Source organism: Vreelandella zhuhanensis, assembly GCF_009793355.1.
Taxonomy (GTDB): Bacteria; Pseudomonadota; Gammaproteobacteria; order Pseudomonadales; family Halomonadaceae; genus Vreelandella; species Vreelandella zhuhanensis.
In genome coordinates this window covers 155,925-172,800 of the sequence record NZ_WTKP01000003.1, presented here as the reverse complement: position 1 = coordinate 172,800, position 16,876 = coordinate 155,925, and the positions used below count along the sequence as shown (strand labels likewise).

The window sequence follows — 16,876 nt, the reverse complement described above, 5'->3', positions numbered from 1 at the left end:
TCTAAACCTCTGGTATTGGACAGACGGCATGTTGGATGGGGGCGTATTGGATAGGGGCGTGGCATAAGGGCACGAATGCCGGTTAGCGCTTCTGTGCCCGCCGCCGGGTACGGCTGGGCCAGTGGTGGGAAAAACGCCAAGCTAAACGTTGTGCTAAACGGTCTTGAGAACGACCTTAAAAAACGAGGTTGCTATACAACCATCAGATACTCAAAAGACTAGCGGCATGCGCGATGTCAGAGGGGCATCATAATGGGCTTCGCGACCGACCACTTCATCTTGGGGCACATACTGCACCAAGTAAGCACGGTGAATACCGGCTCGCTTGAGCTCCAGGTAAACATCGTCGAGCGCGCGAAATAGCATCGGTTTTTTACGATTAGTCAGCATGTGGCGCTGCCCTTCCACATCTTCAAGTTCCACTTGATAGAAACGGCTGCCGGCGTGGGTAATCACCCGTATTTCAAAATTATCATGCTGTTTGACGAACGGCTTGAGTGACTTGAACTCCATGGTTCCCTCCTGCATTAAATACAACTCAGGCACAGCTTGACTGTGCCTGATGACATTTCCATTGCGGTTGAGTGTCACAAATATGACGGCAATGCTGCAAGGGAGTTCCAAGTATCTTCATCAAATATTACTGATAATCAGCTGGGTCGATCGCCTTTCCCAATGAGTTACGGTCAATCCAGTTACCCGCCTTGGTCTGCTTATAGCGGAACACCACCTTGTCACCGACCGCGACAGGCAACTCACTGTCTTCCGTCTGATAACTGTAGGCCTCGCCTTCCACCACCAAATGATAACGGTAAAGATCCGGCATCCCCAGCCATTCCTTGAACGGCCCTTCCTTCTCCAGCGATTGTAGCTCACCCCGCGCTTCCAACTTGGGAATGCGCGGACGATTACCCCGTCGAAAACCACCAGCCATTGCTTTCTCCACTTGATTGATTGCCACTCGCACGCCAGTCTCGTTCGTGCGTTTGCTTATCGGCCCTGCCCTTCGCGACTGGGCATTATGCGGCTTGGCCATTGCGCCTCAACCGTCTCTCAACATCGGCTCAACCGCCGAAGGCTTCCCCGTAGCTGTCCGGGGCCAAGTCCTCGAAACGGGTGTATTTACCGATAAATGCCATATGCACCGTGCCGATGGGGCCGTTACGTTGCTTGCCGATAATCAATTCGGCCAGCCCCTGGTTATCCGGGTTGTCCTGGTTGTATACCTCATCACGATAGACGAAGGCGATCACATCCGCATCCTGCTCGATGGCCCCGGACTCCCGCAAATCCGACATCACCGGGCGCTTGTTCGGACGCTGCTCCAATGAACGGTTAAGCTGGGAAAGCGCTACCACCGGGCAACCGAATTCCTTGGCCATCCCTTTTAACGAACGCGAAATCTCCGAGATTTCCCCGGTACGATTTTCGGAAAAACCAGGAATCTGCATCAACTGCAGATAATCGATCATGATCAATGCCATGTTGCCGTGCTCGCGTACCACCCTGCGTATGCGCGAACGCATCTCGTTGGGCGAAAGCGCCGCAGTGTCGTCGATGAACAGCTGCTTGTCTTTAAGTAGGTTGACCGCCGAGGTCAGCCGTGGCCAATCCTCATCTTCCAGCTGGCCAGTACGCACACGTGTCTGGTCGATTCGCCCCAGGGAGGACAGCATCCGCAGCATCAAGGATTCCGCGGGCATCTCCATGGAAAACACCATCACCGCCTTATCGCTGGAAATTACCGCGTGTTCCACCAGGTTCATGGCAAAGGAGGTCTTGCCCATCGAAGGCCTTCCGGCAATGATCACCAGATCCGAGGGCTGCCAGCCGGTCGTCATCTCGTCCAGGTCACGAAAACCGGTGGACAAGCCGGTCATTTCGCCCTTGAGATTGAACAACTCGTCAATGCGATCCACGGCCTTGGTCAAAAGCTCGCTCATGCCGAGAGGACCACCGCTTTTAGGCCGCTCCTCGCTGATCTGGAAGACCAGACGCTCGGCCTCGTCCAACAGTTCATCGGCAGGACGCCCTTGGGGGCTGAAAGCACCATCGGCTATCTGGCTGGCGGCACGGATCAACTTTCGCAACGTCGCCCGCTCACGCACGATATCGGCGTAGGCGCGAATATTGCTCGCCGAGGGGGTATTGCGGGCAAGTTCGGCCAGAAATGCCAGGCCACCGACCGTATCCAGCTGGTCGCGTGCTTCCAGGGCCTCCGAGAGCGTGACCACATCCAGCGGCTGTCCGGCTTCCGCCATGTAGGTCATGACGTTGAATACCAGGCGATGCTCGTAGCGATAGAAATCATCGGCCACCAACCGGTCCGACACATTGTCCCAAGCCTGGTTATCCAGCATCAACCCGCCGAGAACCGACTGCTCCGCCTCCAACGAATGAGGAGGCAGCTTGAGCGCTGCCGTTTCCTGGTCGGAAGAAGACCTGTCCTGCATCATTTGCTCCTTGAACGCTCGATATCGTTCAAACCGGTAGCCTGAGGGGTAAATCAGTGACTGGGGTGTCGTTGATAAACCCGGAACGACAAAGGGCGCGGGATAGCCCGCGCCCTTTGATGGTCTGGCGAGATCAAGCGGCTTATTCAGCCACAATCACCACACGCACCACTGCATTCACTTCTGGATGGAGATGCAGATCGATGTCGAATTCGCCGGTGTGACGAATCGGACCTTGCGGCATGCGAACTTCGCTCTTGACCACATCAATACCCGCGGAAGAAATCGCATCGGCGATATCACGCGGACCGATGGAACCGAACAGCTTGCCTTCGTCACCGGCTTTCGATGTCAAGGACAGTTCGATTTCATTGAGCTGTGCTGCACGCTCTTCGGCTTCGGCCTTGCGCTCGGCAGCTTGAGCTTCGAGCTCGGAGCGCTGGGCATTGAAGGCTTCGATGTTTTCCTTGGTGGCCGGCACGGCCAAGCCGTAAGGCACCAAGTAGTTACGACCATAACCAGGCTTTACAGTGACCTTGTCACCGAGGCCGCCCAGCTTACCAATCTTATCGAGCAGAATGACTTCCATCTCGTAAACCTCTTGTCAGTTGCTGCGAGCCAACCGTGCGCGAAAATTCGCTAGCGTATCGATCAGGCCCAACAGCAGCACGATGAGAATCGCGGGCCATGTGGTGATAAGCAGCGCGTAGAACGCTACCAACCACAAGCCATTCATCCCTTTTAATCCAATAACCCCGTGTACCAACGCAATGCCAGCGATCAGCAAAGGTACCCACCCAAGCATGGCCAACGGCGCAATTCCCAGCAGCATGCCCCCCACACCCAGCACCAGCAGAACGGCCAGTTCCCGAGGCGCCAGGCGCAAGGCGTGAAACTCCTCGCGAAAGCCTCCCGGGTTATAAAGCCCGGCCTGCCAGCTGCGCGCCAGTGCCAGACAGCCTATCGATGCCAGCAATACCACTAACCCGGTGACGCCACTGATGACCAGTTCAGCCAGCACCTGAGTATCAAACCCTTGGCTGGTGAACTCGGTCAGCATGCGATCAATCTCAGGGGAGCCTTTACGCAACTCCTCAAGCATCAAGCGGGTGTCACCCGGCGGAGTGAAAACACCCAACTGGATCATTGCCGAGGCAGCCAGCGAGCCACCAATCAGTGCCTCACTCCAGCGCATTCGCTCACGCAGAATAACGGCCATCAGCGTCACCAGCAGTACGCTGGCAAGCGGAATCACATCACCCTGCGACCACCACCAGCCGGCGGGTAGCGCGGCGGCGATAACCACAGGAAGCGCCGGCACAAGGCCATGGCGCAGCGTCGCCAGGGCGGCGATTGCCGCCCCCAGCCAGAATAGCCAAGGCACCAGGGTTGCCAAAGCAGCCCCGGCGGCGGCGTAGGGTATGCCGCGCATCAGCCATCGGGCGAGTACCAACATCACGCTAGCAACTTACTTGTGGCTATCGGAGTAGGGCAGAAGCGCCAGGTAACGCGAGCGCTTTACAGCTGTCGCCAACTGGCGCTGATAACGTGCTTTGGTGCCGGTGATGCGGCTTGGAACGATCTTGCCGGTTTCGGTGATGTAAGCTTTCAGCGTATCCAGATCCTTGTAATCGATCTGCTTTACGCCTTCAGCGGTGAAGCGGCAAAACTTGCGGCGACGGAAAAAACGTGCCATGGAATAACTCCTTCAAACGTGCAAATAATAAAATCAGGCAGTTTCTTCGCGGGGCTTGTCTTCGCGACGCGGACGCTTTTCTTCTGCCGGCTTCATCATCGGAGAAGCTTCGGTGACAGCTTCCTTGCAGCGCAAGACCAAGCTGCGGATGATGGCATCGTTGAAACGGAAGATGTTCTCGATTTCGTCGAGAGTCTCGCCGCCGCACTCGACGTTCATCAGCACGTAGTGAGCCTTGTGGATCTTGTTGATCGGGTAAGCCAGGTGGCGACGGCCCCAATCTTCCAGACGATGCACGGTACCACCATTTTCGGTGACAATGCTGGTATAGCGCTCGACCATGGCCGGCACTTGCTCGCTCTGGTCCGGATGGACCATGAACACGATTTCATAATGACGCATACGATCTCCTTGCGGTTTGGCAGCTTCCAATGCGCGTGCTACCGAGGCACCACGACAGGGAAGCAAGGAGGTGATTGAAATGCCTCCGTTCGAGTCATCGCAGCAAGCGACGAGACGCCGGAGGCATCAAGTAGAATAGCGCCCGCTTGTCAGGCAAACGGGCGCAGGCATTTTAGGGGCGCAGCGACTAACTTGCAAGCTGTCGTTGGCGCACCGCCTCAAACAGGCAGATACCCGTGGCCACCGAAACATTCAGGCTCGACACCTGCCCCGCCATGGGCAGCTTGGCGAGATTATCGCAGGCTTCGCGGGTCAAGCGGCGCATGCCCTTGCCTTCGGCGCCCATCACCAGGGCGACAGGGCCGGTGAAGTCGATCTGATAGATGCTGGATTCGGCTTCCCCGGCGGTACCGGTAATCCATACACCTTCGACCTTGAGCTTGGCCAGGGTGCGCGCCAGATTGGTGACCTGATAGACCGGCACCACTTCAGCAGCACCGCAGGCCACCTTGCGTACGGTGGCATTGAGCGGAGCGGCCTTGTCCTTGGCCACGATCACCCCATGCGCACCGGCTGCATCGGCACTGCGCAGGCAAGCACCGAAGTTATGCACGTCGGTCACACCATCGAGCACCAGAAACAATGGCGGCTGTGGTGCCCGCCAGGCGCGCAACTTGAGCCACAACGACTCTTCGCCTTCGGGTGTCAAAGGCGAGCAGAACGCCGCCACACCCTGATGGGCACCGCCCTGGGTCAGTTGGTCGAGCACTTCGCGGGGCCGTTCCTTGACCAATGCTCCCTTGGATTGAGCTTCGTCCACTAGAGCCGCAAGGCGCGTGCCCGCCCCTTGCTGCACCCATAATTCACGGGGAGCTTCACCACGATCGAGCAGGCTGCGCAGCGCATGCACACCAAATACCAGCTCAAGGCCATTCGGCACCTTGAGATGCTGACGAGAAGACGCCGGTTTCATTACTTACCCCTTCTTGGGTGACGTCTTGCGTGGCCCGCGGCGAGTTCGCCGTGCACCCTCACCGCTATTATGGGTGCCTTCCTTCTTGTCCGCCGAGCGGCTTTTGCGCGGCTGACGCTTAGGACGTGGCTTGTCATTTTCCAGGGCGAAGTCGATCTTACGATCATCCATGTCCACACGCGCGACCTGCACCGTGAGGCCATCACCCAAGCGATAGCTCGAACCGGTCCGCTCACCCTTGAGTCGATGTTTTTCGGCTTCGTAGTGGTAATAGTCAGATGGCAGCGATGTGACGTGCACCAGCCCTTCCACATAGAATTCATCCAGGCGCACGAAAAGCCCGAACTGGGTCACCGTGGCGATGGTCCCTTCAAAGACTTCACCCAGCTTGTCGGACATGAACTCGCACTTGAGCCAGTCTTCGACATCACGGGTGGCATCGTCAGCGCGACGTTCGGCCATCGAACAGTGCTCACCCAGCTCGACCATCTGCTCGAACGTATAAGGACACCATTTACTTGGCGGCTCGACCGGCGCGCCTTCGGCACGCAGCACCGTATTGGTCTGGCGTGGCCCGCGAATCACCGAACGAATGGCGCGGTGAACCAACAGATCCGGATAACGCCGGATCGGTGAGGTGAAGTGAGCATAGGCGGGATACGCCAGGCCGAAGTGGCCGTCATTCTGCGGTGAATACACGGCACGACTCATCGAGCGCAACATCACGGTTTGAATGATATCGAAATCCGGCCGACCCTTGATCGTCTCCGCCAAAGTACGGTAGTCCTGAGGGGTGGGCTCGTCGCCGCCGCCCAGGGAAAGCCCCAATTCATTGAGAAACAGGCGCAGCTTGTCGAGGCGCTCCGGAGCGGGACGCTCATGAATGCGGTAAAGCGCCGGGAGGTCATGCTTGTCGAGAAAGCGTGCCGTGGCCACGTTGGCCGCGAGCATGCATTCCTCGATTACCTTGTGAGCATCGTTGCGTGAGCGCGGCACGATTTTTTCGATCTTGCGCTCTTCATTGAAGATGATCGCGGTTTCGGTGGTCTCGAAATCGATCGCCCCACGCTCTTCACGTGCCTGACGGAGCAGCTTGTAAAGCTCATGCAGGTTCTTGATCGGCTTGACCAAGGAGGAATGCTCGTTACGCAGCGCCTCGCCCTCTTTGCTCGACTCATCGAGCATCGCCGCCACCTTGTTATAGGTCAGGCGCGCATGAGAGCGCATTACCGCCTCATAAAAGCGGTGACGGCTGATGGTGCCTGTCTTGGAAATATTCATTTCGCAGACCAGCACCAGACGGTCGACATGCGGGTTCAGTGAACACAGACCGTTGGAAAGAAGCTCCGGAAGCATCGGCACGACCTGGCCCGGAAAGTATACCGAGGTGCCACGTGTACGCGCTTCTTCATCCAGCGCTGCACTCGGCCGAACGTAATGCGAAACGTCGGCAATCGCCACCAGCAATTTCCAGCTGCCCGACTTGGTCTTCCAGGCGCAGACCGCATCGTCGAAGTCTTTTGCCGACTCATCATCGATGGTCACCAGCGGCGTATCCCGCAGGTCGATACGGTGGGCCTTGTCGGCTTCTACGACTTCCGCCGAGATACCAGCAATCTGATCCAGCACCTCTGGTGGAAACTCGGCAGGAATATCGTAACTGCGAATCGCAATATCGATTTCCATGCCGGGGTCCATGCGTTCGCCCAGTACTTCGACGACTTCCCCTACCGGCTGCACGCGCGTTTCTGGCTGTTTGACGATTTTGGCTGAAATCACCTGCCCGTCCTGGGCACCACCACAGGCACTGTGAGGAATGATCACTTCCTGGGTGACACGAGGGTTCTCGGGAATCAGGATGCCGAATTCAGGCGTATTGGCCCGATACACGCCCACGATTGTCTGGGTGTTGCGTGTCAGCACCTCGGAAATGGTGGCCTCGTCACGCCCGCGGCGGTCACGTCCGGTGACACGTGCCAGGACATGGTCGCCATGGAAGACGCGACGCATTTGCCGCGACTGCAACACCAGGTCGGGCTTCTTGCCGTCATCGCGCACCAGAAAACCGAAGCCATCTCGATGGCCCAGCACCTTACCCTTGATCAAGTCCAGCTTATCGATCAAGGCATAGGCATTGCGGCGATTGCGTAGCACCTGGCCGTCACGCTCCATGGCGGCCATGCGACGACGTACTGCTTCTTGAAGATCTTCATCTTCAAGGCCCAGCATCCGGCTCATGTTTTCGTGGGTAATAGGTTTGCCGTACTCTTCAAGCGCAGCTAGAAGATATTCGCGACTAGGCGCGGGTTTGTCGTACTTATGCGCTTCGCGTTCGGCGTGCGGATCGTCACGTAAAGTCCATTGCGTCATGCTTTCGGCATCCTCAGCGGCGGCAGGGGAAGAGTATTTAGAAGCAGGTGCTCTAAAGAGAAGTGATGATGGAGCGCGGACGCCAAGCGTCGCATGCACAAGGTTCCAGCAGCGAATGTGTCGGAAAAAACAAGTCTATGATTGGTCATGCCCGCAGTATAGCGCCGCTGTTTGAATGACCCAACCATCTTCCTTGCTGTTTATCGCCTGTAGGGCAAGAAAAAACGCCGTCAAAGGCTTGCATTCCATTACCAGGCGGGTAATATACGCGCCACTTGCCCAGATGGCGGAATTGGTAGACGCGCTAGCTTCAGGTGCTAGTGTCCGTATGGACGTGGAGGTTCAAGTCCTCTTCTGGGCACCATTAGTTTTTGAGTATATTATTCAAGAATGTCTGGTTACCTCGGTCACAGCGAGGTGAAGTAGTGAAGGCTGTACTTGAAGACAGTCGCATAAAATGTAGGCAGGCTTGTGTTCGCCCAGGTGGCGGAATTGGTAGACGCGCTAGCTTCAGGTGCTAGTGTCCGTATGGACGTGGAGGTTCAAGTCCTCTCCTGGGCACCATACCGAACACAACCGATCACATCGAAAAAGCAGCAACATGATGCGCCCAGGTGGCGGAATTGGTAGACGCGCTAGCTTCAGGTGCTAGTGTCCGTATGGACGTGGAGGTTCAAGTCCTCTCCTGGGCACCATACCGAACACAACCGATCACATCGAAAAAGCAGCAACATGATGCGCCCAGGTGGCGGAATTGGTAGACGCGCTAGCTTCAGGTGCTAGTGTCCGTATGGACGTGGAGGTTCAAGTCCTCTCCTGGGCACCATGCTTCATGGTACCGTCCAACCGCATCATTTCTTATTATTTCCCCTTCTTTCTGCGTCATCTTCCCATCGTACCATCCAGTCATACCATATAGTCCCAACCGTATAGTCCCGCTTGTCGCGCCAATTTTTTGCTGTATTAGCCACTGTTTATATTGACCTTCAAGCAATCCGTTATCTACTGAAACCGTCCCGGCCGTTTGGCTACCTCTTCCAACGCCCAGCCGTCCGTCTCGATGCGGCTTTCCAGACGTTGCTCAACGTCCTGAGGCAGATTGGGGAAGAAGTCCAAACCGGTACGTGCCTCTACCTGATCGATACTCACCAGATAATCGTCCAACGGCTCATTACCACGTGCGGTCTGAGGCATGATGAACGCCAATGCCTGCGGCGCTTCGGCGTGAGGCGCCACGATAATCTTGTAGAAGGCTTCGGGAATTTCCACCAGGCCGACACGATTGAAGACGTTATCCATGAAGGATTCCGGAAATACCGGCCCGGTAATCACCTGCAACTGCTCGAAACGCGGGGCGAAATGATCCATCACCGACTCTTCCAGTCGCTGCCATAGCTGCCGATTGAGGTCGGGGCGCTGCGGTGCCATATTGCTCATGCGAAAGGTATGCAACTGCGCTGCACGCCCGTGCACCGCGGCGATCGCGTAATTTGGCGCCAAGTGCCCACGATCGTAACCACTGCCAGAATATTCGTTGGTGCCAATCGGCCATAGCGTGCGCCAATCCGCCTGGAAAGTCGGTCGCGCGCCAATGCGCGCATCTTCCACGGCATGTAGCTGATAGCTGACCCAAAGAGCGTTGACCCGGACATCCGACCAACCCACCAGAAAGCCGTCATTACGCAATACACGATGAAAGGTGGTGGGATGCAAAGACTCCCAGGTCGGCGTGCCCATCCAGTTGTAGTCATCGCGGTACTGGCGCTCCTGGAAATGCCATAACCCCGATGCCATTACCACGAATAACAGCGAAACACCGAGGTTGCGGCCCCGGCGGCGCCAACGAGATAGTGAGTTACGCAAGATCGATTTCTCCGCTTGGCGGTTTGTTCTATCCAACAACAGCTTTTTTTATCCGATAATTGTTACCAGCCCAGGGAGAACATGGTTTCCAGATCGTGGCGGGAATGCACCTGCATTGCATTCAAGGTTTCAGTGTCACTCACGCCTTCCACGGCATTGAGACGTTCCGTCACCAACTCCGCGAGGCTTTCAAAGTCACGGGTCCGGGCAATGGCCACCAGATCGTAACGTCCACAAGTGGAATAGACCTCGCTGATGCCTTCGACGTCCGCCAGGCGCTCGGCTACCGCTTTCACCTGGCCTTTCTCGGTGTTGATCAAGATGACAGCATTTTGCATGACGAACCCTTCATAAAAAGAAATGCGCAGCGAGTATAACACCCACCTCTGTTTGCCACAGCACTCGCCCCAGGCCGTGACTAATTGTCGCTGGGTTGAAACAGGTATTCGCAGACCGTGTCGCCTTCCGCTAGCATAGGTTCCGGGACTCCGTTGTTCAGATGTTATCGGAGTAAGAGGTGGGCAAACCACCCTATCAATCGTGACCATACGTCAGACCGTGACGTTTAAGGAGACACCATGGCTAATCAAAGCCGTCGCAAGTTCATGCGTAACAGCCTTATGGGCCTTGCCGCCTTGCCACTGGGCGCCGGCATCCTTTCCAAGGCCGCCTTTGCCCAAACATTACCTCGCCTGGACCCTTCCTCCAGTAACGCCCAAGCCCTGAATTATGTCGAAGTGGCCAGCGAAGCCAGCGATCATCCGGCCTACAGCGAAGGCGAATTTTGCAATAACTGCATGTTCTTCGTGGAAGAGAATGAAGGTTGCCAGCTATTCCCGCAAAACAGCGTAGAACCCCAGGGCTGGTGCCAGTCCTGGACTGCTCAGATGTAATCTGTTTCTGCCTGAAGCATCTTAAGCAACTGTACCTTTGTCCCGCGTTTAGACGCGGGACAATTGTCTGTGTAGCAATTCTGTATAGCAGCTCCATCTACTTCCTGTAGATGAGCTCAACGACCGGCCTGAACCTCCTCCCCTTCTATCGGCCAATGGTACCGTCGAGTAACACGCTCCGCTTCAAAGGAGTCAAGCCTGACCGGAAAGCCCCATAACTGATGCAGATGGCGCATTACCGGGTAGACACTCCGTCCTAGCGGGCGCCGTGCATCCTGGACATGATGCAGCGTCAAGGAACGATCCCCTCGAATATCCGCCTCGACTATCTGAACATTGGGCTCACGGACCGAAAGCGCGTATTGCATGGCCAAGGCTTCGCGCACACGCCGATAGCCACGCTCATTGTGAATGGCGCCCACTTCCAGGGTTTCCTCCTGGTCATCGTCCACTACCAGAAAGAGCTTCAGGTCGCGCATCACTTTGGGAGATAGAAACTGCTGAATAAAAGATTCATCCTTGAAGTTACGCATGGCAAATTCCACCGATTCGCGCCATGAGCTTCCCGCCATATCCGGAAACCACTCCCTGTCTTCCTCGGTTGGCGACACACAGATACGTTTTATGTCGGTAAAGATGGCAAATCCCAGCGCGTAAGGGTTAATGCCGCTGAAATTGGGACTATCGAAATCGGGTTGATGGATAACCGCTGAGTGCGACTGAAGAAACTCCAGCATCAATCCTTCGTCAACTAAGCCATCGTCGTATAGCCGGTTCATCAAAGTGTAATGCCAGAAGCATGCCCAGCCTTCATTCATCACCTGGGTCTGGCGCTGGGGATAAAAATACTGGGCCAACTTGCGTACGATACGTACGATCTCGCGCTGCCAAGGCGCCAGCAGTGGCGCATTTTTCTCGATGAAATACAGCAGGTTCTCCTGTGGCTCAGAAGGATACCGGCCAGTGGCATGTAATCCCAGCGGATCGTTTTCCGGGCTCATGCCACCCGCTAGCGACGCATCACCGCGCGGGGGTTCAGGAATAGTCCGCCAGAGCATATTGACCTGAGTCTGGAGATAGGTTTCCCGTTCATCTTGGCGACGTATTTCTTCTTCTGCCGAAATCGGCGATGGCCGCTTATAGCGATCCACACCGTAGTTCTGCAAGGCGTGACACGCATCCAGCAGCTGTTCCACGGCCTGGACCCCGTGGCGCTCTTCGCACTGGGCAATGTACTTGCGGGCGAATACCAGATAGTCGACGATCGATTCGGCATCCGTCCAGGCCCGGAATAGATAATTGCCCTTGAAGAAGGAATTATGCCCATAACAGGCATGGGCCATGACCAGCACCTGCATCATCAGGGTGTTCTCTTCCATGAGATAGGCGATGCAGGGGTCGGAATTGATCACCAGCTCATAGGCCAGGCCCATCTGGCCCCGCCGGTAGGCCTGTTCCACGGCCAGAAACTGCTTGCCGAACGACCAATGATGATAGCCCACCGGCATGCCTACGCTGGCGTAGGCATCCATCATCTGTTCAGTGGTGATGACTTCGATCTGGTTGGGATAAGTATCCAGGCGGTATTCATCCGCCAGACACGCAAGTTCCGTATCGAAACGCTGGAGTATGGCGAAGTTCCAGTCAGAGCCGCTGGCAATTGGACGGCGTTTGTCATTCATGGCGCACTCCTTGAGTGTCGTCTCACTGTCTCTGGCTGAGCCGACGCTTGAACAGCTCGCGAAACACCGGATAAATGTCTCCGGCTTCGACGATCTGGCGCATGGCGAAGCGGTCGGAAAACACCTCAGCCACTGCCTCGTACTCCTGCCACAGGGATTGATGCTCATGCGGGGTGATTTCCACGTAGGCAAAATATTGCAGTTGCGGCATCAGTTTCTTGAGCAGCAGTTCCCGACAGACATCCGAATCATCGTCCCAGTTATCCCCATCGCTGGCCTGGGCCACATAGAGGTTCCACTTCCCGGGGGGATAGCGCGCCTCGATGATCTTGTCGACCAACCTCAAGGCGCTGGAAACGATGGTCCCGCCGGTTTCGCGTGAGTAGAAGAATTCCTCCTCGCCCACTTCCCGCGCCGCCGTATGGTGGCGCACGAAGACCAGTTCGACTTTCTCGTAGTGCTTCTCCAGGAACAGATACAACAGCAGGAAAAAGCGCTTGGCGATATCCTTGTGGTTTTGCGTCATCGAGCCCGACACATCCATGACGCAAAAGATCACCGCCTGACTTGACGGCTGCGGCTGAGCGCTGAGCTGGTGGTAACGCAAGTCATAGGTGTCGATGAACGGTATTGCCTCAAGGCGTTTTTCCAGCCGCTCGATTTCCGCTTTGAGTTCGATGATTCGCGCCGGATTACGTAACACGGAATCCTTGCGCTCTTCCGCTTGCAGCGCCTCCTGAGCTTTCTTCAAGGCACGCCGGATCGGCGCGCGCAAGGCAATCCGCCGGGCATAGGCTTCTCGCATCGAGCGGGTAATACTGATACGTGAAGGTACACCGTCACGGCTCAAGCCGGCCCGTACCATTTTCACTTCATCCAGGGACTTGAGCGGCTTGCGCTGCAAATGCGGAAGTTCCAGACCATCGAAGACGAACTCCAGAAACTCCTCTCGGCTCAAGGTGAAGGCGAATTCGTCCATGCCTTCACCTTGGTTGGAGGCATCGCCTTGGCCTCCTCCCTGGCCGCCCTGCCCCTTGGGGCGTTGTATCCGGTCGCCTTCGAGAAACTCCTTGTTACCCGGCGCCACGATCGAGCGCGAACCACCCTGGCCATGTTGAAACACCGGTTCGGAAATATCCTTCGTGGGTATCGAAATCTTTTCGCCACGCTCCATGTCAGTGATCGAGCGTCGGTTGACCGATTCTTCCACGGAGCGCTTGATATGCTTACGATAACGCTCCAGAAAGCGCTGCCGATTCACAGCGCTCTTGTGCTTGGCATTGGGCCTTCGATCGATGAAATAGGTCATGTGACCTCCCGGCAAGGCTCACTGAGATTTACGCACTCGCAGATACCACTCCGACAGCAAACGCACCTGCTTCTCGGTATATCCGCGGTCCACCATGCGCGCCACGAAATCCTCATGCTTGCGCTGATCCGATGTCGACGCCTTGGCATTGAACGAGATCACTGGCAGAAGCTCTTCGGTATTGGCGAACATCTTGTGTTCGATCACCCCTTTAAGTTTTTCATAAGACTGCCAGCTGGGGTTCATGCCATTGTTCTGAGCACGCGCCCGCAGCACAAAGTTGACCACCTCATGACGAAAGTCCTTGGGATTGGAAATACCCGCCGGTTTCTCGATCTTTTCCAGCTCTTCGTTGAGCGACTGACGGTCGAGCAGCGCACCGGTTTCCGGGTCCCGGTATTCCTGATCCTGAATCCAGAAATCGGCATAGATGACGTAGCGGTCAAAGATGTTCTGGCCGTATTCGCTATAGGATTCAAGATAGGCGGTCTGGATCTCCTTGCCGATGAAATCGACGTAGCGCGGGGCCAGAAACTCCTTGATAAAGCCCAGATAACGCTCATGGACTTCACTGGGCAGCTGCTCACGCTCGAGTGCCTGTTCCAGCACATACAGCAGATGCACCGGGTTGGCCGCTACCTCGGTGCCATCGAAGTTGAATACCTTGGAGAGAATCTTGAATGCAAAGCGCGTGGAAAGCCCCTGCATGCCTTCATCCACACCCGCTGCATCACGGTATTCCTGGATCGACTTGGCGCGTGGGTCGGTGTCTTTCAGGTTTTCGCCGTCATAGACGCGCATCTTGGAAAAAAGATTCGAGTTTTCCGGCACATTGAGCCGTGAAAGCACCGAGAACTGAGACAACATGCGCAGGGTGTCCGGCGCGCAGGGCGCTGCATTCAAGGAGGAATCTTCGAGCAGCTTCTCGTAGATCTTGATCTCCTCGGAAACGCGCAGGCAATAAGGCACCTTGACGATATACACCCGGTCGAGAAATGCCTCGTTGTTACGGTTGTTACGAAATGCCTGCCACTCGGACTCGTTGGAGTGAGCCAGGACGATACCGTTGAAGGGAATCGCCCCCATCCCTTCGGTGGGATTGTAGTTGCCTTCCTGAGTGGCGGTCAGCAATGGATGCAGCACCTTGATAGGCGCCTTGAACATCTCGACGAATTCCATCAGCCCCTGGTTGGCGCGACACAGCCCGCCAGAGAAGCTGTAGGCATCGGGGTCATCCTGGGAATAAAGTTCCAGTTGACGGATATCCACCTTACCCACCAGAGAGGAAATATCCTGGTTGTTCTCGTCACCGGGCTCGGTCTTGGAAATGGCAATCTGATGCAGCCGCGAGGGGTACAGGCGCACCACGCGGAATTCGGAAATATCCCCACCGTACTCCTTGAGCCGCTTGGCCGCCCAGGGCGACATCACGCTTTTCAGGTAGCGCTGCGGAATACCGTATTCCTTTTCCAGCAGCTCGCCATCTTCCTCGGGAGAAAACAGGCCCAAAGGCGACTCATACACCGGAGAGCCCTTGATGGCATAGAACGGAATACGCTCCATCAACAGCTTCAAGCGTTCCGCCAGTGATGACTTACCCCCACCCACCGGCCCCAGCAGGTAGAGAATCTGCTTACGTTCCTCGAGTCCTTGAGCAGCATGACGAAAATACGCCACGATCTGCTCGATGGCTTCTTCCATTCCATGAAATTCCGCGAACGCCGGATAGCGACGAATCACCTTGTTGGAGAAAATCCGCGAGAGGCGCGGATCCTTGGCGGTATCGATCACTTCGGGCTCGCCTATGGCCTCAAGCATCCGCTCTGAAGCGCTGGCATACGCAGACGCATCGCGCCGGCACAACTCCAAGTACTCCTGCAGGCTCATGTCTTCTTGCTGAACACGGGAAAAACGATTTTGAACGTGGTCAAAGATGCTCATTGATGCCTCCTCTGGCCCAACCTCGGCGATACGACGCGTCGGCTAACGCGAGGTACCTCTTCTATCAGCGTAGTCAGCATTAGCAATAACGATGATGGTCGCTTCAACGCAACCCAATTTTGTTTTATTCGTTCTATTCTAAGAAAGCCTGAAAGGAAATTGGTTGCGTTGAAAGCAGAAGATTTGAACAGAGCAGCAAACGGAGAAGGCGAGGAAGGATCAGCTCAGGGCGGTTTGAATATCGGCAATCAAGTTATCAAGCAGCGCAGTGGTGGTATTCCAGGCACACACAAAACGCACCCCACCGGCCCCAATGAACGTATAGAACGTCCAGCCACGCTGGCGCAGAAACTCGATCACCGCCGGCGGCAATTCCACGAACACACTGTTGGCCTGGGTGGGAAACATCAGGGATATGCCTGGCAAGGCGCTCAGCCCTTCGGCCAGATAACTTGCCATGGCATTGGCGTGTTGCGCATTGGTGCGCCAGGCGCCACTTTCCAGCAGCCCTAGCCAAGGCGCCGCCACGAAACGCATCTTGGAGGCCAATTGGCCTGCCTGCTTGCAACGCCAGGCAAAATCTTCGGCCAGGTCACGGTTGAAGAACAGGATGGCTTCCCCGAAGGCCAGGCCGTTCTTGGTTCCGGAAAAACACAGGGCGTCTATCCCTACCTGCCAGGTCAATTCCGCCGGGGTGACGTTCAAACTGGCACAGGCATTGGCGAAACGGGCACCATCCATGTGCAGGCGCAGGTCGTACTTGTCGGCAACCGCCCTTATGGCCAGCAATTCCTCACGCGAATAAAGCGTGCCCACTTCGGTGGGTTGCGTCAGCGAAATGACTTTCGGTTTCGGGTAGTGAATGTCGTTGCGCTTAGTGACCAGCGCCTCGATGCCTTCCGGGGTCAACTTGCCGTTGGGGCCCGGTGCAGTAAGCAGCTTGGACCCATTGGAGAAGAATTCCGGTCCCCCGCACTCATCAGTTTCGATATGCGCCAGTTCATGACAGATCACGCTGTGATAACTGCGCGCCATGGCTGAAAGCACCAGGGAGTTGGCTGCGGTACCGTTGAAAACGAAAAACACTTCGCAATCATAGTCGAATAATTCACGAAAACGATCCGCCGCCCGAGCCGTCCAGTGATCATTGCCATAGGCCAGATCGTCCGTCTGGTTGGCTTTGAGCAGGTATTCCATCGCTTCCGGGCAGATGCCGGAAGTGTTGTCGCTGGCAAGAAAGCGCGGAGTGCACTCCGAAGTCATGAGTAAAAGTCCTTGTAGGCAAGCGTAGTCG

At 56.1% G+C, this 16,876-nt stretch carries 16 protein-coding genes and 4 tRNA genes; 5 read left to right on the top strand and 15 right to left on the bottom strand.

Annotation, left to right across the window (positions count from 1 at the left end):
- Window positions 1-210: 210 nt before the first annotated feature.
- From GPM19_RS05105 to rnr, 9 genes are all read right to left on the bottom strand, one after another.
- The gene (locus GPM19_RS05105) at window positions 211-513 is read right to left on the bottom strand and encodes a DUF6482 family protein (protein ID WP_160417806.1); all 303 of its coding nucleotides are present in this window, start codon (window positions 511-513) and stop codon (window positions 211-213) included.
- A gap of 127 nt (window positions 514-640) precedes the next feature.
- A complete protein-coding gene (locus tag GPM19_RS05100; protein ID WP_160417805.1) occupies window positions 641-934 on the bottom strand; it encodes a hypothetical protein in 294 nt (97 codons plus the stop codon).
- 130 nt (window positions 935-1,064) lie between these two features.
- A complete protein-coding gene (dnaB, locus tag GPM19_RS05095; RefSeq protein WP_160417804.1) occupies window positions 1,065-2,453 on the bottom strand; it encodes a replicative DNA helicase in 1,389 nt (462 codons plus the stop codon).
- A 142-nt stretch (window positions 2,454-2,595) separates the two neighbouring features.
- Window positions 2,596-3,042, bottom strand: a complete 447-nt coding sequence (gene rplI / locus GPM19_RS05090) for a 50S ribosomal protein L9 (RefSeq protein ID WP_160417803.1) — start codon at window positions 3,040-3,042, stop codon at window positions 2,596-2,598.
- A 15-nt stretch (window positions 3,043-3,057) separates the two neighbouring features.
- The gene (locus GPM19_RS05085; protein WP_160417802.1) at window positions 3,058-3,909 is read right to left on the bottom strand and encodes a hypothetical protein; all 852 of its coding nucleotides are present in this window, start codon (window positions 3,907-3,909) and stop codon (window positions 3,058-3,060) included.
- A 12-nt stretch (window positions 3,910-3,921) separates the two neighbouring features.
- On the bottom strand, window positions 3,922-4,149 hold the full coding sequence (gene rpsR / locus GPM19_RS05080; protein ID WP_114486126.1) for a 30S ribosomal protein S18: 228 nt from the start codon (window positions 4,147-4,149) through the stop codon (window positions 3,922-3,924).
- A gap of 33 nt (window positions 4,150-4,182) precedes the next feature.
- Window positions 4,183-4,551, bottom strand: coding sequence for a 30S ribosomal protein S6 (gene rpsF, locus GPM19_RS05075; RefSeq protein ID WP_114486127.1), 369 nt, complete (start codon window positions 4,549-4,551; stop codon window positions 4,183-4,185).
- 187 nt (window positions 4,552-4,738) lie between these two features.
- Window positions 4,739-5,524 carry a 23S rRNA (guanosine(2251)-2'-O)-methyltransferase RlmB gene (rlmB, locus tag GPM19_RS05070; protein ID WP_160417801.1) on the bottom strand — a complete coding sequence of 262 codons (786 nt, stop codon included), beginning with the start codon at window positions 5,522-5,524 and terminating at the stop codon, window positions 4,739-4,741.
- 3 nt (window positions 5,525-5,527) lie between these two features.
- Window positions 5,528-7,894, bottom strand: coding sequence for a ribonuclease R (gene rnr / locus GPM19_RS05065; protein WP_160417800.1), 2,367 nt, complete (start codon window positions 7,892-7,894; stop codon window positions 5,528-5,530).
- Window positions 7,895-8,171: 277 nt separating this feature from the next.
- On the opposite strand from rnr, the gene GPM19_RS05060 reads away from it, so the two are divergent.
- From GPM19_RS05060 to GPM19_RS05045, 4 genes are all read left to right on the top strand, one after another.
- Window positions 8,172-8,258, top strand: a tRNA-Leu gene (locus tag GPM19_RS05060).
- A 113-nt stretch (window positions 8,259-8,371) separates the two neighbouring features.
- Window positions 8,372-8,458: transfer RNA gene (locus GPM19_RS05055), tRNA-Leu, on the top strand.
- 44 nt (window positions 8,459-8,502) lie between these two features.
- Window positions 8,503-8,589 (top strand) — tRNA-Leu (locus tag GPM19_RS05050).
- A 44-nt stretch (window positions 8,590-8,633) separates the two neighbouring features.
- Window positions 8,634-8,720, top strand: a tRNA-Leu gene (locus GPM19_RS05045).
- Window positions 8,721-8,896: 176 nt separating this feature from the next.
- Here the strand turns inward: GPM19_RS05045 and GPM19_RS05040 are convergent.
- Together GPM19_RS05040 and GPM19_RS05035 are read right to left on the bottom strand one after the other, a co-directional pair.
- Window positions 8,897-9,757 carry a DNA/RNA non-specific endonuclease gene (locus GPM19_RS05040; RefSeq protein WP_227842164.1) on the bottom strand — a complete coding sequence of 287 codons (861 nt, stop codon included), beginning with the start codon at window positions 9,755-9,757 and terminating at the stop codon, window positions 8,897-8,899.
- A gap of 62 nt (window positions 9,758-9,819) precedes the next feature.
- Window positions 9,820-10,095, bottom strand: coding sequence for an Lrp/AsnC family transcriptional regulator (locus GPM19_RS05035; RefSeq protein WP_114486176.1), 276 nt, complete (start codon window positions 10,093-10,095; stop codon window positions 9,820-9,822).
- A 240-nt stretch (window positions 10,096-10,335) separates the two neighbouring features.
- Between GPM19_RS05035 and GPM19_RS05030 the strand changes: the two genes are divergently transcribed.
- Window positions 10,336-10,650, top strand: coding sequence for a high-potential iron-sulfur protein (locus GPM19_RS05030; protein ID WP_160417799.1), 315 nt, complete (start codon window positions 10,336-10,338; stop codon window positions 10,648-10,650).
- 116 nt (window positions 10,651-10,766) lie between these two features.
- Here GPM19_RS05030 and GPM19_RS05025 read toward each other — a convergent pair whose 3' ends face one another.
- The 4 genes from GPM19_RS05025 to GPM19_RS05010 all read right to left on the bottom strand — a co-directional run bounded on the left by GPM19_RS05025 (window position 10,767) and on the right by GPM19_RS05010 (window position 16,845).
- Window positions 10,767-12,332 carry a SpoVR family protein gene (locus tag GPM19_RS05025; RefSeq protein WP_160417798.1) on the bottom strand — a complete coding sequence of 522 codons (1,566 nt, stop codon included), beginning with the start codon at window positions 12,330-12,332 and terminating at the stop codon, window positions 10,767-10,769.
- A gap of 22 nt (window positions 12,333-12,354) precedes the next feature.
- Complete coding sequence (locus GPM19_RS05020; RefSeq protein ID WP_160417797.1) at window positions 12,355-13,641, bottom strand: YeaH/YhbH family protein; 1,287 nt, start codon at window positions 13,639-13,641, stop codon at window positions 12,355-12,357.
- 18 nt (window positions 13,642-13,659) lie between these two features.
- Entirely contained in the window at window positions 13,660-15,582 is a 1,923-nt protein-coding gene (locus tag GPM19_RS05015) for a PrkA family serine protein kinase (protein WP_160417796.1), read from the bottom strand.
- Window positions 15,583-15,801: 219 nt separating this feature from the next.
- Window positions 15,802-16,845, bottom strand: a complete 1,044-nt coding sequence (locus GPM19_RS05010) for a threonine aldolase family protein (RefSeq protein ID WP_160417795.1) — start codon at window positions 16,843-16,845, stop codon at window positions 15,802-15,804.
- Between the last annotated feature and the right edge of the window lie 31 nt (window positions 16,846-16,876).

Coding starts and splice junctions, on each gene's coding strand:
- GPM19_RS05105 (WP_160417806.1), bottom strand. CDS start 513: ATGGAGTTCAAGTCACTCAAGCCGTTCGTCAAACAGCATGATAATTTT.
- GPM19_RS05100 (WP_160417805.1), bottom strand. CDS start 934: ATGGCTGGTGGTTTTCGACGGGGTAATCGTCCGCGCATTCCCAAGTTG.
- dnaB (WP_160417804.1), bottom strand. CDS start 2,453: ATGCAGGACAGGTCTTCTTCCGACCAGGAAACGGCAGCGCTCAAGCTG.
- rplI (WP_160417803.1), bottom strand. CDS start 3,042: ATGGAAGTCATTCTGCTCGATAAGATTGGTAAGCTGGGCGGCCTCGGT.
- GPM19_RS05085 (WP_160417802.1), bottom strand. CDS start 3,909: ATGTTGGTACTCGCCCGATGGCTGATGCGCGGCATACCCTACGCCGCC.
- rpsR (WP_114486126.1), bottom strand. CDS start 4,149: ATGGCACGTTTTTTCCGTCGCCGCAAGTTTTGCCGCTTCACCGCTGAA.
- rpsF (WP_114486127.1), bottom strand. CDS start 4,551: ATGCGTCATTATGAAATCGTGTTCATGGTCCATCCGGACCAGAGCGAG.
- rlmB (WP_160417801.1), bottom strand. CDS start 5,524: ATGAAACCGGCGTCTTCTCGTCAGCATCTCAAGGTGCCGAATGGCCTT.
- rnr (WP_160417800.1), bottom strand. CDS start 7,894: ATGACGCAATGGACTTTACGTGACGATCCGCACGCCGAACGCGAAGCG.
- GPM19_RS05035 (WP_114486176.1), bottom strand. CDS start 10,095: ATGCAAAATGCTGTCATCTTGATCAACACCGAGAAAGGCCAGGTGAAA.
- GPM19_RS05030 (WP_160417799.1), top strand. CDS start 10,336: ATGGCTAATCAAAGCCGTCGCAAGTTCATGCGTAACAGCCTTATGGGC.
- GPM19_RS05025 (WP_160417798.1), bottom strand. CDS start 12,332: ATGAATGACAAACGCCGTCCAATTGCCAGCGGCTCTGACTGGAACTTC.
- GPM19_RS05020 (WP_160417797.1), bottom strand. CDS start 13,641: ATGACCTATTTCATCGATCGAAGGCCCAATGCCAAGCACAAGAGCGCT.
- GPM19_RS05015 (WP_160417796.1), bottom strand. CDS start 15,582: ATGAGCATCTTTGACCACGTTCAAAATCGTTTTTCCCGTGTTCAGCAA.
- GPM19_RS05010 (WP_160417795.1), bottom strand. CDS start 16,845: ATGACTTCGGAGTGCACTCCGCGCTTTCTTGCCAGCGACAACACTTCC.